At 76.8% G+C, this 14,611-nt stretch carries 17 protein-coding genes; 9 read left to right on the forward strand and 8 right to left on the reverse strand.

What is annotated here, in order from left to right:
• Positions 1-140 precede the first annotated feature (140 nt).
• Both ABEB16_RS02535 and ABEB16_RS02540 read right to left on the reverse strand, forming a co-directional pair.
• Positions 141-1,091, reverse strand: a complete 951-nt coding sequence (locus ABEB16_RS02535; RefSeq protein WP_345710703.1) for a siderophore-interacting protein — start codon at positions 1,089-1,091, stop codon at positions 141-143.
• Positions 1,092-1,206: 115 nt separating this feature from the next.
• Positions 1,207-2,295 (reverse strand): FUSC family protein, encoded by a 1,089-nt coding sequence (locus ABEB16_RS02540; RefSeq protein WP_345710704.1) that lies wholly within the window; start codon positions 2,293-2,295, stop codon positions 1,207-1,209.
• A gap of 93 nt (positions 2,296-2,388) precedes the next feature.
• Here ABEB16_RS02540 and purD point away from each other — a divergent pair, with 93 nt between their 5' ends.
• A complete protein-coding gene (gene purD / locus ABEB16_RS02545) occupies positions 2,389-3,648 on the forward strand; it encodes a phosphoribosylamine--glycine ligase (protein WP_345710705.1) in 1,260 nt (419 codons plus the stop codon).
• 40 nt (positions 3,649-3,688) lie between these two features.
• Here purD and ABEB16_RS02550 read toward each other — a convergent pair whose 3' ends face one another.
• Complete coding sequence (locus ABEB16_RS02550) at positions 3,689-3,958, reverse strand: hypothetical protein (RefSeq protein ID WP_345710706.1); 270 nt, start codon at positions 3,956-3,958, stop codon at positions 3,689-3,691.
• 116 nt (positions 3,959-4,074) lie between these two features.
• Between ABEB16_RS02550 and ABEB16_RS02555 the strand changes: the two genes are divergently transcribed.
• The 5 genes from ABEB16_RS02555 to ABEB16_RS02575 all read left to right on the forward strand — a co-directional run bounded on the left by ABEB16_RS02555 (position 4,075) and on the right by ABEB16_RS02575 (position 8,766).
• Positions 4,075-4,983, forward strand: coding sequence for a phosphoribosylaminoimidazolesuccinocarboxamide synthase (locus ABEB16_RS02555; RefSeq protein ID WP_425560092.1), 909 nt, complete (start codon positions 4,075-4,077; stop codon positions 4,981-4,983).
• A gap of 67 nt (positions 4,984-5,050) precedes the next feature.
• Complete coding sequence (locus ABEB16_RS02560) at positions 5,051-5,635, forward strand: GNAT family N-acetyltransferase (protein ID WP_345710708.1); 585 nt, start codon at positions 5,051-5,053, stop codon at positions 5,633-5,635.
• 10 nt (positions 5,636-5,645) lie between these two features.
• Entirely contained in the window at positions 5,646-6,518 is an 873-nt protein-coding gene (locus ABEB16_RS02565) for an aldo/keto reductase (protein WP_345710709.1), read from the forward strand.
• A gap of 65 nt (positions 6,519-6,583) precedes the next feature.
• Entirely contained in the window at positions 6,584-8,179 is a 1,596-nt protein-coding gene (locus ABEB16_RS02570; RefSeq protein WP_345710710.1) for a Na+/H+ antiporter, read from the forward strand.
• Between the two features lie 125 nt (positions 8,180-8,304).
• Complete coding sequence (locus tag ABEB16_RS02575; protein ID WP_345710711.1) at positions 8,305-8,766, forward strand: RidA family protein; 462 nt, start codon at positions 8,305-8,307, stop codon at positions 8,764-8,766.
• A 10-nt stretch (positions 8,767-8,776) separates the two neighbouring features.
• Here the strand turns inward: ABEB16_RS02575 and ABEB16_RS02580 are convergent, their stop codons facing one another.
• From ABEB16_RS02580 to ABEB16_RS02595, 4 genes are all read right to left on the reverse strand, one after another.
• Positions 8,777-9,460, reverse strand: a complete 684-nt coding sequence (locus ABEB16_RS02580; protein WP_345710712.1) for a PIG-L family deacetylase — start codon at positions 9,458-9,460, stop codon at positions 8,777-8,779.
• Positions 9,461-9,478: 18 nt separating this feature from the next.
• A complete protein-coding gene (gene pdxY / locus ABEB16_RS02585) occupies positions 9,479-10,330 on the reverse strand; it encodes a pyridoxal kinase PdxY (protein ID WP_345710713.1) in 852 nt (283 codons plus the stop codon).
• A gap of 104 nt (positions 10,331-10,434) precedes the next feature.
• Complete coding sequence (locus ABEB16_RS02590; protein WP_345710714.1) at positions 10,435-11,058, reverse strand: class I SAM-dependent methyltransferase; 624 nt, start codon at positions 11,056-11,058, stop codon at positions 10,435-10,437.
• 74 nt (positions 11,059-11,132) lie between these two features.
• Positions 11,133-11,573: an Lrp/AsnC family transcriptional regulator gene (locus tag ABEB16_RS02595; RefSeq protein WP_345710715.1), complete on the reverse strand. Its 441-nt coding sequence runs from the start codon at positions 11,571-11,573 to the stop codon at positions 11,133-11,135.
• Positions 11,574-11,652: 79 nt separating this feature from the next.
• Here ABEB16_RS02595 and ABEB16_RS02600 point away from each other — a divergent pair, with 79 nt between their 5' ends.
• Together ABEB16_RS02600 and ABEB16_RS02605 are read left to right on the forward strand one after the other, a co-directional pair.
• Positions 11,653-12,402, forward strand: a complete 750-nt coding sequence (locus ABEB16_RS02600) for an AzlC family ABC transporter permease (RefSeq protein ID WP_345710716.1) — start codon at positions 11,653-11,655, stop codon at positions 12,400-12,402.
• Positions 12,395-12,739 (forward strand): branched-chain amino acid transporter permease, encoded by a 345-nt coding sequence (locus ABEB16_RS02605; RefSeq protein ID WP_345710717.1) that lies wholly within the window; start codon positions 12,395-12,397, stop codon positions 12,737-12,739. The genes ABEB16_RS02600 and ABEB16_RS02605 overlap by 8 nt, the downstream gene beginning before the upstream one ends.
• Before the next feature lie 46 nt (positions 12,740-12,785).
• Here the strand turns inward: ABEB16_RS02605 and ABEB16_RS02610 are convergent, their stop codons facing one another.
• Complete coding sequence (locus ABEB16_RS02610) at positions 12,786-13,298, reverse strand: Lrp/AsnC family transcriptional regulator (protein WP_345710718.1); 513 nt, start codon at positions 13,296-13,298, stop codon at positions 12,786-12,788.
• A 114-nt stretch (positions 13,299-13,412) separates the two neighbouring features.
• On the opposite strand from ABEB16_RS02610, the gene ald reads away from it, so the two are divergent.
• A complete protein-coding gene (ald, locus tag ABEB16_RS02615) occupies positions 13,413-14,540 on the forward strand; it encodes an alanine dehydrogenase (protein WP_345710719.1) in 1,128 nt (375 codons plus the stop codon).
• The last annotated feature ends 71 nt before the right edge of the window (positions 14,541-14,611 follow it).

Genomic DNA, 14,611 nt, shown 5'->3' on the forward strand with positions numbered 1-14,611 from the left:
GGGGCCGGTGCGCCCGCGCAGCGCGTCACCGGCCCGGCCCAGCACCTCGCCGGCGCGGTCGACCACCGCGCGCACGCCCTCCTGCACCTTCTCCTGCACCCTCTCCTGCAACGGTTCCCGCCCCACCCCTCGCCCGCCGCTCACGCGCCCTCCGACCGTCCTCGCCGCCAGTACCCCATGAACGCCACGCACTGCCGCGGTACCCCGAGGTCGCGCACCAGGTGCCGGCGCAGCTCCTTCACCACCGCCGCCTCACCGGCCAGCCAGGCGTAGAGGTCCTCCGGCCCGCACGTCGCCGCGGCCTCGGGGACCTCCCAGAGGATCTGCGCGTCGACGTCGACGTCCTCCAGCGCCACCGGCCCGGCCGCGGCGGGTGCCTGCACGAGCGCGGCGGTCCGCTCGCGCACGGCGGCGCACAGCAGCTCCCCGTGGGCCGCGCCCTCCCGGGGCAGCCACACGACCTCCGCGTCGGCGGCCGTGACCGGCGCCAGGACGTCGGCGGCCGTGGGCACCTCCAGCAGCGCCGCGACCCGCACCCCGGCCGGCAGCGCCTCCAGCACCGAGCACACGGCGGGCACGGCGGTCTCGTCGCCGGCCATCAGCAGCGTGCGGGCGGTGGGCGGCGGGGCGAACTCCACACCCCACATCCGCCCCGACCCCGGGGCGGATGGCCCGATCACGGTGATCTCGTCGCCCGGGGCGGCGGTCGCGGCCCAGCTCGCGGCCGGACCCGCGGGCCCGGCGTCGTGGCCGTCGACGCCGTGCAGCACGAAGTCCACGTCGATCTCCCGCAGCTGCGGGCGGCAGGCGCGGACGGTATAGGTGCGCATCGGGGGGCGCTGCGCGTCCGGCAGCGACAGCCACCACTCGTACCACCCCGGTCCGGTGCCGTGCCAGGAGACGCCGGCGCGCGGCGGCACGAGCTTGACCCGCTGGTCCCAGCCGCCGGCGCCGAAGGTGGCGAGGTCGTCGCCGGTGAGGGTGAGGCGCAGGAAGCTCGGGGACAGCCGCTCCCGCCGCGCCACGCGCAGCACGAGCGGGCGGTACGCGGGATCCACGGCGGTGGTGCTGCTGGCGGTGGTCGTGCTCACGCGGCGGCCCTCCTCGGCGGCCCGTGCCGGTCGGCGCGGTGAGGTGAGCCTAACCGATCCGCCCGGGGGTGGACCCGGGTGCGAGGAGTTCCACGCGCCCGCCCGGCCGTCGTCCTCAGCGCGGCAGCAGCCGGTGGGTCTCCTCCGCCGGCACCCCGTGCGCCTCCAGCAGGTCCACCACCGCCGAGCGCAGCTGCGCCACCACCACCGTCGCCGACAGGTCCTCCGCACCCAGCACCCGCGGGCTCAGCCGCAGCGCGAGCTCCCGCAGCGCCGCCACCCCCGGGGGCTGCTCCTCGCCCTCGAACGCCGGCACCCCGAAGGAGCGCACCGCCGCGGCCAGCTCCTCGAACACCCCGCCGAGGGACTCCGGCAGCCGCTCCCCGTAGTCCAGCGCCGTGTGCACCCGGCGCACCGCCACCCGCAGGTTGCGCGTGGCCCGGTCCACCCCCTTGGCCAGCCGCAGGTGCGCCTGCAGCTCCTCCCGGCCGCCGCGGCGCAGCGGCGACAGGCCCGCGACCTCCTGCCCGGCGGTCACGGCCGCCGTCCACGCGTCGAGCTGCTGCTGGGTGCCGCGGGCGGCCTCCAGGGTCCGCGCCGCCAGCTCCTCGTCGTGCGTGCGCACCGCCTCGGCGGTGTCCTCGAGGATGTCGGCGAGGTGCCCGGCGTACGCCGCGGTCCGCGCCCGCACGTCGCGGCGGGGGTCGTTGGGCAGCAGCGCGGCGATGAGGATGGCCACCGCCGCGCCCGTCATGGCGTCCAGCCACCGCCCGTAGCCGCCGCCGGGCTGCGGGGGCATCGCGGCGATGAACACCGCCTGCACCGCGGTCTGGTTGACGAGCAGGACCCCGTTGTCGACGAACCGGGCGAACGCCATGGCCAGCAGCACGATGAGGCTGAGCTGCCAGGCGCCGCGGCCCAGGACGTGCAGCAGCAGCGTCCCGATGACCACCCCGCCGGTGACGCCCGCCCCGATCTCGGCGACCCGCCGCAGCCGCTGGCCCGTGGAGACGCCGAGCCCGATGACCACGGCCACGCAGGCGAACACCGGGTACGGCTGGTCCCACAGCCGCTGGGCCAGCGTCCACGCGAGGGCGGCGCCCACCGCGCACTGCAGGATCTGCCACCAGGAGCCCCGCCAGCGCTGCACCCCGGCGCGCAGCCGTCGCTGCGCCGCGGTCGAGAGGAGGGTGCCGGCTGCCACCCGCCGATCCTGGCGCAGCCCGCGCGCCGCGGCAGCGCGACCGGCCCGGCGGTGCGGGGGGCCAGGCCCCGCGCGCCAGTAGGCTCGCCGTCCGTGGAGATCCTCGTCGTCGGCTCCGGTGCCCGGGAGCACGCCCTCGTCCGCAGCCTGCTCGCCGACCCGGCGGTGACCCGCGTCGTGGCCGCGCCCGGCAACGCCGGCATCGCCGCCGTCGTCACCTGCGAGCCGCTGGACGTGTCCGACCCGCAGGCGGTGGCCGACGTCGCGCGGCGCCTCGGCGCGGACCTCGTCGTCGTCGGCCCCGAGGTGCCGCTGGTGGCCGGTGCCGCCGACGCCGTGCGCGCCGCCGGGATCGCCTGCTTCGGGCCCTCGGCGGAGGCGGCCCGGCTGGAAGGCTCCAAGGCGTTCGCGAAGGAGGTCATGGCCGCGGCGGGCGTGCCGACGGCGATGGCCCACCTGTGCACCACGGAGGAGGAGGTCGCCGCCGCGCTCGACGCCTTCGGGGCCCCGCACGTGGTCAAGGACGACGGGCTGGCCGCCGGCAAGGGCGTCGTCGTCACCGACGACCGGGAGGCGGCGCTGGCGCACGCCCGCGCCTGCCTGGCCCGCGAGGGCGGCGCGGTCGTCGTGGAGGAGTTCCTCGACGGGCCGGAGGTGTCGCTGTTCTGCGTCTGCGACGGCACCGACGTGGTGCCGCTGGCGCCGGCGCAGGACTTCAAGCGCCTCGGTGACGGCGACGCCGGCCCGAACACCGGCGGCATGGGGGCCTACTCGCCGCTGCCGTGGGCGCCGGCGGACCTGACCGAGCAGGTGCTGGAGCGCGTGGCGCGGCCGGTGGTGGCGGAGATGGCCCGCCGCGGCACCCCGTTCACCGGGGTCCTCTACTGCGGCCTGGCGCTCACCTCCCGGGGCGTGCGCGTCATCGAGTTCAACGCCCGCTTCGGCGACCCGGAGACGCAGGTGGTGCTGGCCCGGCTGGTGACGCCGCTGGCGGGGCTGCTGCGGGCCGCGGCGGAGGGGGGGCTGGCGGTGGTGCCCCCGCTGCGCTGGCGCGAGGAGGCGGCGGTGACGGTCGTGGTGGCCGCCCCGGGCTACCCGGGGACCCCGCTGACGGGGGAGCCGCTGGGCGGGCTGGAGGCCGCGGCGCAGGTCCAGGACGCGTACGTGCTGCACGCGGGGACGGCGCTGCGCGGGGACGCGGTGGTCAGCTCCGGCGGGCGCGTGCTGTCGGTGGTGGGCACCGGGGCGGACCTGGCGGCGGCGCGGTCGGCGGCCTACGCCGCGGTGGAGCGCGTCGGGCTGGTGGGCGGGCAGTTCCGCCGCGACATCGCGCTGGCCGCCGCGGGCGCCTGACGGCCCGGGCCGCCCGGGTCGCTCGGGCGGCTCGGGCGGCTCAGGCGTCGGAGAAGCGCGGCACCCGCGGGTCGGGCTCCCGCTCGACGGCCGGGGGCAGCACCGAGCGCGGCAGCGGCGCGTCGTCGTGGGCGGCGGCGATCGCCTCCGCGGTGCTCTCGACCCCCTGCTCGGGGTCGTCCGGCCCGAGGTCCGGGAAGGGCGCCGGGCCGGGCTCGCCGGCTTCGCCCTCGTCGTTGCCGGTGGCCATCGCGCTGTCCAGCACCCCGTCCTCCGGCTCCCCGCCCGCTGCCGCGCCGCTCGTCGTCACGGTGACCTCCCCTGCTCGTCCTGCCCGCAGCCGTACCCGCCGGGGCGGGCGCGAAACCGGTGGGCGCACCGTCGCCGCACCGTCGCCGCACGGGGGGCCCGCGGCGGTCTGGGACGATGGGCCCCGTGACGACGCTCCCCGCCGCGCCCGCCCTCGACGGCTGGCGCCACGTCTACTCCGGCAAGGTCCGCGACCTGTACGAGCCCGCCGGTGGCTCCGGGGAGGGCTCCGCGGACGTCGTCCTCGTCGTGGCCAGCGACCGGATCTCCGCCTACGACCACGTCCTCGCCACGCCGGTGCCGGACAAGGGCAGGGTGCTCACCGCGCTGAGCCTGTGGTGGTTCGAGCGCCTCGCCGACGTCGTGCCGAACCACGTCGTCTCCACCGACGTGCCCGCGGCGGTCGCCGGGCGGGCGATGGTGTGCCGCAGGCTCGACATGTACCCCGTGGAGTGCGTCGCCCGCGGCTACCTCACCGGTTCCGGCCTCGCCGACTACCGCGCCACCGGATCGGTGTGCGGGGTGGCGCTGCCCGCGGGGCTGGAGGACGGCTCCCGGCTGCCGGAGCCGGTGTTCACCCCCGCCGCGAAGGCCGCCCTCGGCGAGCACGACGAGAACGTCGACTTCGACGCCGTGGTCGCGACCGTCGGGGCGGACACCGCCGCGCAGCTGCGCCGCCTCACGCTGGAGGTGTACTCCCGCGCGGAGGCCGTGGCGCGCGAGCGGGGCATCGTGCTGGCCGACACGAAGCTGGAGTTCGGCGCGTCCGGGGGGCGGGTCGTGCTCGGTGACGAGGTCCTCACCCCGGACTCCTCCCGCTACTGGCCGGCCGACACCTGGCGGCCGGGCCGCGCCCAGCCGAGCTTCGACAAGCAGTTCGTCCGCGACTGGCTGACGTCGCCGGCCTCCGGCTGGGACCGCTCCGCCGACGCCCCGCCCCCGCCGCTGCCCGAGGACGTCGTGGCGCGCACCCGCGCCCGCTACGTCGAGGCGTACGAGCGGCTGACGGGGCGCCGCTTCAGCTGACGCCGCGGCGGCCGGCCGGCGAAAACCCCGCGCGCCGGGGCGCGGCCGGTCGCTACGGTGCCCGGCCGTGCCCGGTACCGCACCGACCCCGCCCGAGGACCCCCGCCCCCCGGTGCTGTCCGGGGAGCTGCTCGACCTGCACCCCCTCGGCGCGGACGCCCTGGCCGCGTGGGTGGACGGCGACGCCGCGGCGCTCACCGCCCTCACCGGCGCGGTGTTCCCCGACCCGGCCGTCGCGCCCCCGCTGATGGACGACGCGCTGCCCTTCGTGCGCGACCGGCTGCGCGGGCACCCCGCCGAGCTCGGCTGGTGGGCGTGGCTGTGCGTGGACCGGGCCGGCGGTGAGGTGGTCGGGTCGGCGGGGTTCGCCGGGCCGCCCGGCGCCGACGGCGCGGTCGTGCTCGGCTACGCCACCTACCCGCGGCACGCCGGCCGGGGCGCGGCCTCGGAGGCGGCCGACCTGCTGGCCGGCTGGGCGCTGCGGCAGCCCGGGGTGCGGGTGGTGCGGGTCACCGTGCCCGTGGACCACGTCGCGTCCCTGCGGGTGGCCGCCCGCGCGGGCTTCACCCGCACCGGCACCGGCACCGACCCGGAGGCCGGCGAGGTCGCGGTGCTGGAGCGCACGGCGGGCGGCGCGCCGCCGGCCGGGTGAGCATGGCCCCGTGAGCCTCGACGCAGCAGGGACCCTCCAGGTCGCCGGCCGCACCGTCCCGCGGTTCGGCTACGGCACGATGCGGCTGACGGGGCCGCGCATCTCCGGCCCGCCGGCCGACCGCGACGAGGCGCTGCGGGTGCTGCGCCGGGCCGTGGAGCTGGGCGTGCGGGTGCTGGACACCGCCTGGTACTACGGCCCGGACGTGGCGGACGAGCTGGTCGCCGAGGCGCTGCGCCCCTACCCGGACGACCTCGTGGTGGTGTCCAAGCTCGGCGCGGCGCGGCGGGAGGACGGGTCCTGGTCCACGGCGCTGCGCCCGGAGGAGCTGCGCGCGGGCGCGGAGCGGGAGCTGCGGCTGCTGCGGCTGGAGACGCTGCCGGTGGTGCACCTGCGCTGGACGCCGAACCCGGACGTGACGTTCGCCGAGGCCCTCGACGCGATGCTCGACATCTCCGACGACGGGCTGCTGGAGCGGGTGGGGCTGTCGAACGTGGACGCCGCGCAGCTGGAGCTGGCGCTGGGGCGCACCCCGGTGGCGACCGTGTCGAACCCGTACAGCGTGCTGGACCGCTCCGGGGAGGACGTGCTGCGGATCTGCGAGCGGGAGGGGATCCCGTTCCTGCCGTTCTTCCCGCTGGGTGCCTCCCCGGTGCGCAGCGGCAGCGGGGTGGCCGCCGATGCGCGCGTGGGCGAGCTGGCCGGGCGCGCCGGTGCCGGCCGCACCCAGCTGGCGCTGGCGTGGCTGCTGCACCGCTCGCCGGTGCTGCTGCCGATCCCCGGCACCGGCAGCGTGGCGCACCTGGAGGAGAACCTCGCCGCGGCGGACCTGCGGCTCACCGGTGACGTGCTCGCGGGGCTGGACGCGCTGGCCGCGGCCTGAGTGGGCCGCCGGACGCGCCGCCGGGGCGCTGGCCCGCGCGGGGGCCACCCGCTTGACTGCCGCCCGTGCACGGTTTCCACGGCCTCGTCGAGGTCCTCCTGCTGCTCCTGGCCGTCACCGCCATCGCCGGGGCGGCGCGCCGCTACGGCCTGCCCGGCCCGATCCTGCTCGTCCTCGCCGGGGTGCTGGCCTCCGGCGTGCCCGGGGTGCCCGGTTACGAGCTGGACCCGGGGTTCGTGCTCGTCCTCGTGCTGCCGCCGCTGCTGTACTCGGCGGCGCTGACCAGCTCGCTGCAGGGGTTCCGGCAGTACCGGCGCCCGATCGGGCTGCTGTCGGTGGGGTACGTCCTGTTCGGCACCCTGCTGGTGGGTTTCGCCGCGCACGCGCTCGTGCCGGGCCTGCCGCTGGCGACGGCGCTCGTGCTGGGGGCGGTGGTGGCGCCGCCGGACGCGGTGGCGGCCAGCGCGGTGGCGCGGCGGATGGGGCTGCCCCGCAAGATCATGACGATCCTGGAGGGGGAGAGCCTCGTCAACGACGCCACCGCGCTGACGGCGTACCGGGTGGCGGTGGCCGCGGCCGTCACGGGTGGTTTCTCGCTGCTGGAGGGTGCGGCGCGGTTCGCGTGGGCCAGCGCCGGCGGGGTCGCGATCGGCCTGCTCGTCGCGGTCGTCGTGGTGTGGGTGCGCCGCCGCCTGGACGACCCGGTCGTGGAGAACGCGGTCAGCCTGCTGACGCCGTTCGCCGCGTTCCTGCCGGCGGAGGAGGTCGGCGCCTCCGGCGTGCTGGCGGTGGTGGTGGCCGGCCTGCTGCTGGGCAACCGCAACCCGGTCGTCGTGGGCTCGGCGGCGCGGATGCAGACGGCGGCGGTGTGGCGGATGGTGGACTTCGTCCTGGAGGGCGTGGTGTTCGCCCTCATCGGCCTGCAGCTGCCGCGGGTCCTGGAGGCGCTGGCGGACAACGGCCGCAGCGCCGGGGAGCTGGCGCTCTCGGCGCTGGCGGTCGTGGCGGTCGTCGTGCTGGGCCGCTTCGCGTGGGTCTTCCCCGCCACCTACCTGCCGCCGCTGCTGTCGCGTCGGGTGCGGGCGCGGGAGGGCTGGCCGCCGTGGCGGGGCCTGGTGGTGGTGTCGTGGGCGGGGATGCGCGGGGTGGTGAGCCTGGCGGCGGCGTTCGCGGTGCCGGAGGTGGACGAGGCGGGGGCGCCGCTGCCGGGCCGGGACCTGCTGCTGTTCCTGACGTTCTGCGTCATCGCCGCCACCCTGGTCGTGCAGGGCTCGACGCTGGCGGCGGTGATCCGGCTGGTGGGGGTGCGCCAGGACCCGGGCCAGGACCGCCTCAGCGCGGCGGCCGCCGTGGAGACCGCGGCCTCGGCGGCGCTGGCGGACCTGGAGGAGCAGCTGGCGCGGGAGGAGGAGCCGCTGCCGCCGGGGGTGGAGGAGCGGCTGCGGCAGGTGGTGGAGGCGCGGCGGCTGCGGGCCTGGGAGCGGCTGGGCCGGCAGGACGTGGAGACCCCGAGCGCGGCCTACCGGCGGCTGCGGGTGCGGATGCTCGGCGTGGAGCGGCGCACCCTCGTGCGGCTGCGCGACGAGGGCCGGATCCCCGACGAGCTGCTCCACGAGGCGCTGCGGGAGCTGGACCACGAGGAATCGCTGCTCACGGCGTGAACCCGCTCCCGGCGTGAACCGGCGGGCGCCGGTGGCGGGCGCGCCGGTCCAACGCGCGGATGGTGGCGGTGACGGGCACGCTGGGGGTGCCCGCGGCAGGGGGACGCCCAGCGACGGAGGACGACGTGGACGAGACCGTGGACGAGGTGCTGGGCGAGGAGGCGGGGCGGGTGGCCGCCGCTCGCGCCGGGACGCGCAGGGAGACGTTCGTGTTCGCCCCCGAGCAGGGGGTGCCGCCGCAGGTGGGGCCCTCCGCGCACGCGACGCGGTGGGGCGACCTGGTGTTCTGCACGGGGCAGCTGCCCACCGACCCCATCACCGGCGAGCTGGTGCCGGGCGGGGTGCTGGAGCAGGCGGAGCAGGTGCGCCGCAACGTGGCCGCCGTCCTCGGGGCGCTGGGGCTGACGTGGGACGACGCGCTGGTGGTCCGGGTCCACCTCGCGGACCTGGCGACGTGCGAGGCGTTCGACGAGGCCTACCGCGCGTGGTTCCGGGGTCCGCTGCCGGCCCGCAGCTGCGTGGGCGTCTCGGCGCTGGCGCTGGGCGCGGCGCTGGAGGTGGAGGTCGTCGCGGCGGCACGCCGCTGAGGACGGGCCCCTACGCGAGGCCGTGCCAGCGGCTGGCGTCGGAGGCGCGGCGCAGCGCGAAGCTGCCGGCGACGGACAGCTGCCCGATGCCCCAGCGGCCGGCGGCGTGGTCGACGCGGGCGTACTCGTCGCAGGCGGCGAGGTAGCGGCGCGTGCTGGTGCGCTCCTCCCGCACGGGTGGCCGCGCGACGGGGCTGTCCCACTCCGGCGGTTTGACGTAGAAGCGCACGTCCCCGCCGGGCACGAGGGGTGCCAGGTCGCGCAGCGCCGCACCGAGGGCGGCGTGGTCGGCGTGGGCGTCGGTCCACGTCGTCGTGCGGAACGCGCCGCCCGGGAAGAGCCGCACCCACGTGCCGACGACGCAGGCGGCGAGGGCGGCGTCGAGCCGGCCGTCGACGCAGCGGGCGAGGAACACCTGCTCCTGGGGGACGCCGAGGGCGGCGCAGGCGGCGAGGAACTCCCGGTCGCGGGCCAGGGAGAACTCCTCGTGGGACAGCCCCGTCAGCGCCCGCACCCCGGAGGCGCGCCCGTCCGTGACGAGGACGACGAGGACGTACCGGCCGGCGTTCAGCTGCTCCTCGATCGCCGGGCCCATCGTGAGGGTCTCGTCGTCGGCGTGCGGCACGAGGAACACGGCCGGGTCGAGGACGTCGGCGGGCGCGGCCATCGACCGGGTCAGCACGGGGATCGGCACGACTGTCCTCCTCCCGGCTCAGCGGACGCGCTGGGCGGTGAACTGCATGCGCGGGTGGGCGAAGACGTCCTGCGCCCGGACGATCTGCAGCTCCCGCTCCCCGGAGCGGTAGGTCGTCTCGATGAGGTCGAACACGCTGGAGGCGGTGCGCTCCAGCGCGATCGAGGCGTCGCCGGTCTGCCGGTGGTGCGCCGCGAAGAGCGCCGCGGTGACGTCGCCGGAGCCGTTGGCCTTGAACGGCAGCAGCGGGGTGCGCACGATCCAGGCGCCGGTGTCGTCGACGACGAGCATCTCGATGGTCCCGGGGTCGCGGTCGGGTCGCTCCACGCTCGTGACGAGCACCGTGGAGGGCCCCATCGCGCGGGCCAGGTCGGCGGAGGCGAGGGTGGACGCCAGCGTCGTCGGCTCGGTCCCGGTGAGGTAGCCGAGCTCGAACTGGTTCGGCGTGATGATGTCGGCGGCGGGCACGACCCGGTCCCGCAGCAGGTCCGGGATCTCGGGGGCGACGAAGCAGCCGGACCTGGCGTTGCCCATCACCGGGTCGCACGCGTAGACGGCCGAGGGGTTGGCGGCCTTCACCCGGCGGACGGCGTCGACGACGACGTCGGCGATGCCGGTGCCCCCCTGGTAGCCGGAGAGCACGACGTCGACCTGGGGGAACACCCCGCGCTCCTCGACGCCGGTGATGACGTCGCGGACGTCCTCGGCGGCCATGACCGGTCCCCGCCACGCGCCGTAGCCGGTGTGGTTGGAGAAGTTGACCGTGTGGACGGGGACGACCTCGACGCCGATCCGCTGCAGGGGGAACACGGCCGCCGAGTTGCCGACGTGACCGTGGGCCACCGCCGACTGGATGGAGAGAACCTTCACGAGCTCAGCCTTTCGACACTGCGGACGGGCCCGGTAGATGGTGTCACGTGCGGACCCCCGCCCCGGCCCCGGTGGGGGCGCGCCCGGTGCGGCCGCGCCCGGGGTCAGGACCGGCGGGCCCGCAGTACGACGTCGTCGCGGTGGTGGGCACCGGCCCCGCCGGAGACGGTGCGGGGCCGGCGTTCGTCGACCTCGATCCGCCACCCCTGGCCGAGCAGCGCGGCGACGTCCGCGGGCAGCACGTACTGCGCGGGGTCGAAACCGCCCGGGGTGGGCACGGCGAGCAGGTCGACGACGTGGTGCACCACCAGCAGCGTCCCGCCCGGTGCGACGAGGTCTGCCAGGGTGCGCTCGGCCACCGCCCCGGGCAGCGTGCGCAGGGCCGGGTACTGCGCCGAGACGAGGTCGAAGCCGCCCGCCGGCAACCCCGCCTCGACGAGCCCCGCGTGCACCCACGTCACGTCGACGCCGGCCTCGCGGGCGTGGGCCGCGGCGCGCTGCAGCGCCACGGCGGAGACGTCCAGCGCGGTGACCCGCCAGCCCCGGCGGGCCAGCCACACCGCGTCGGCGCCCTCGCCGCAGCCCACGTCGAGGGCCCGGCCGGGGGTGAGGTCGGCGACCTCGGCGAGGAGGGCGCCGTTGGGCTCACCGCTCCAGATGCGGGAGGAGGTGCCGTAGCGCTCGTCCCACTCGGCGGCGTCGGGGGTGCGGTCCGTCGGTTCGATCACCCGGCCAGCATGGCCGCCGCCCGTCCGGGGGCCGAGCGTCGTTGCCGGTCCGGCAACGACCGCCGGGGCGGCGGTCACCGCTGGGCCTTGATCACCTTCATGGTGAGGCGGGAGTCGACGCGGGCGACGGCTGGGTCGTTGAGCAGCTGGGTCGTCAGCCACCGCTCGTAGGCCTCGACGTCGGCGACGCGCACGCGCAGGAGGTAGTCGGGCGAGCCGAACATGCGGTGCAGCTCGACGACCTCCGCCATCGCGGCCACCCGCTGCTCGAACGCCTCCACGCTGTCCCAGCCGCTGGCCAGCAGGTCGGCGTGGATGATCACCTCGAAGCCGGCCCCGAGCGCTGCCGGGTCGACGAGGGCGGTGTACCCGACGATCACGCCGTCGGCCTCCAGGCGGCGCACCCGGCGCAGGCACGGGGCCGGCGTCAGGCCCACCCGGGCGGCCAGGTCCTGGTTGGTCAGCCGCCCGTCGCGGCGCAGCTCCTCGATGATTGCGTGATCCACGGCATCCATGTTCCGATCGTTGCGCCGAGGGATCGCTGGAGCAAGAAGTGGCAAGCACATTGCGTCCGATCCTTCCTACCCTGGAGCCATGGACGAACTCACCCCGGTGGGCGCCCGGGACGCCGGCGCGACGCGGCGCGCACCCCGCGGCGGCGACCTGACCGCCGCGGCGCGGGAGAGCGGGGTGGTGTGGGCGGGCATGGTCGCGCTGGGCGTCGGTTTCGGGGCGCTGGTCACCGCCCACGGCTTGCCGTGGTGGCTCGCGCCGGTGATCTCGGCGACCGTGTTCGCCGGGTCGGTGGAGTTCGTCCTCGTCGGGATGCTGGCCACCGCCGCGCCCGTCGCGGCCGTCGCGGTGACGACCCTGCTGGTCAACTCCCGCCACCTCTTCTACGGGCTCACCTTCCCCCTGCACCGCGTGCGGGGACGCCTGGGCAGGGCCTACAGCGTCTTCGCGCTGTGCGACGAGGCCTACGCCCTCACGGCGGGCAAGGCGCCGGAGGCGCTGAGCGGCGGGCGCATCGTGTGGACGCAGTTCGGCATGCACGCCGGCTGGGCCGCCGGCTCCGCGGCCGGTGGCGTGCTGGGGGCCACCGTGCTGGGCGGCCTGCACGGCCTGGACTTCGTGCTGACCGCCCTGTTCGTGGTGCTCACCCTGGACGCCTACCGCGCCCGTCCCGACCGGCGCACCCTGGTCCTGGCCGCCGGCTGCGCCGGCCTCGCGCTGGTCGCGACCAGCGCGCTGGGGTCGCAGGCGATGCTGCCGGTGGCGATGACCTCGTTCACCGCGTGCCTGCTGGCGCGCCACCACGTCACCCGCAGGCCCGGCCGTGCCTGAGGCCCCCCTCGACCCCGGGTACGCGGTCACCGCGGTGGCGGTGGTGGTGGCCATCACCGTCACCCTGCGGGCCCTGCCCTTCGCGGTGCGGGGCGCCCTCAGCGGCTCCGCCCTGCTGGCCGACCTGGGGCGGTGGATGCCGCTGGGCGCCGTCGCGATCCTGGCCGCCTACTGCCTCTCCGGCGTCGACCTCACCGCCGGCTCCCACGGGCTCGACGAGCTGGTGGGCGTCGCGGTCACGGTCGCCGTCCACCGCTGGCGCCGCAACGCCCTGCTCAGCATCGCCACCGGCACCGCCGCCTACCTCCTGCTGGTCAACGTCGGCCTGCCGACGTGAACCCCCCGTCGGCCTGCCGACCTGACCAGCGGCCCGCGGCCGCCCCTCAGCGCCGGCCGGCCGCGCGGGTGTGCTCGAAGATCAGGTTGGTCTCGGTGAGCGCGACGTCGGGATCGCGGTTGAGGTGCTCGGCGACGAACTCGCGCAGGTCCTCGGTGCTGCCGACGGCGACGTGCACGAGGTAGTCGTTGGCGCCGGCGACGAAGTAGACGTCGAGCACCTCCGGCTGCCGGCTGATCCGCTGCACGAAGGGCCCCATGCTGCCGCGGGCGTGGGCGGCGAGCTTGACGGCGATCATCGCCTGCAGGTCGCGGCCCAGGGCGCGGGGTTCCACGTCGGCGTGGAAACCGCGGATGACGCCGGCCTCCCGCAGCGCCCGCACCCGCGCCAGGCACGTGGAGGGGGCGATGCCGACCCGCTCGGCGAGGGCGTTGTTCGCCAGCCTGCCGTCGACGGCGAGCTCGTGCAGGATCGCGCGGTCCACGTCGTCGGGAGCGGGCCGAACGTTCTTCGGGACGGAGCCCGGCCCGCGGCGCGTCGGTGAACCGGTGCTCGTCATCGCGCGAGCGTACCGAATCTCGTTCAGCCGCATTGCGACGCCGTGGTCACATCTTCATCCTGGGACCAGGTCCGGACGTCCCGCGCCCCACGGCGCCGACACGAGGAGAGCGCCATGAGGGTCGGGGTCCCCACCGAGGTGAAGAACCGCGAGTACCGCGTCGCCCTGACGCCCGCGGGCGCCCACGAGCTCGTCGGCCAGGGCCACGAGGTGCTCGTCCAGGCCGGTGCCGGCCTCGGCAGCTCGCTGCCGGACGCCGACTACGAGGCCGCCGGGGCGCGGATCGTGGCGGCCGCCGAGGACGTCTGGGGCGAGGCCGACCTGCTGCTGAAGGTCAAGGAACCCGTCGAGCAGGAGCACGCCCTGCTGCGCAAGGGCCAGGTCCTCTTCACCTACCTGCACCTCGCGGCCTCCCGGGCGTGCACCGACGCGCTGCTGGCCTCGGGCACCACCGCGATCGCCTACGAGACCGTCCAGCTGCCCGACCGCTCCCTGCCGCTGCTGGCCCCGATGAGCGAGGTCGCCGGCCGGCTCGCCCCGCAGGTCGGGGCCTACCACCTGATGCGCGGTGGCTCCTCCGGCACCGGGGGCCGCGGCGTCCTGATGGGCGGGGTCCCGGGCGTGCGGGGTGCCGACGTCGTCGTCATCGGCGGCGGCGTGTCCGGGCAGAACGCCGCCCAGATCGCCCTCGGCATGGGCGCGGAGGTCACGCTGCTGGACCTGTCGATCCCCAAGCTGCGCGAGGCCGACGCCCGCTTCGGCGGGGCCGTGCGCACCGTGACCTCCAACGCCTTCGAGCTGCGCCGGGCGGTTCTGGCCGCCGACCTCGTCATCGGGGCGGTCCTCGTGCCCGGGGCGCGCGCGCCGAAGCTGGTCGGCAACGACCTCGTGGCGCGGATGCGACCCGGCTCGGTGCTCGTGGACATCGCCATCGACCAGGGCGGCTGCTTCGCCGACTCCCGGCCCACCACGCACGACGAGCCCACGTTCGCGGTGCACGACTCGGTCTTCTACTGCGTGGCGAACATGCCCGGCGCGGTGCCGCACACCTCCACCTACGCCCTGACCAACGCGACGCTGCCCTACGTCGTGAGGCTCGCCCGGCACGGCTGGCGCGACGCCCTGCGCGCCGACGCGGCCCTGGCGCACGGGTTGTCCACCCACGAGGGGCAGCTCACCAGCGCCGAGGTCGGCGAGGCGCACGGCATCGACGTGGTGGACCCGGGCGCGCTGCTGGGCTGAGCCGCCGCGGCCGGGGTGGACGCACCGCAGCCGCCCGGGACGTCCCGGGCGGCTGCGGTGTCGTGCTGCGG

Origin of the sequence: Kineococcus glutinatus (genome assembly GCF_039542765.1) — a bacterium.
In the GTDB taxonomy this organism is placed as follows: Bacteria; Actinomycetota; Actinomycetes; order Actinomycetales; family Kineococcaceae; genus Kineococcus_A; species Kineococcus_A glutinatus.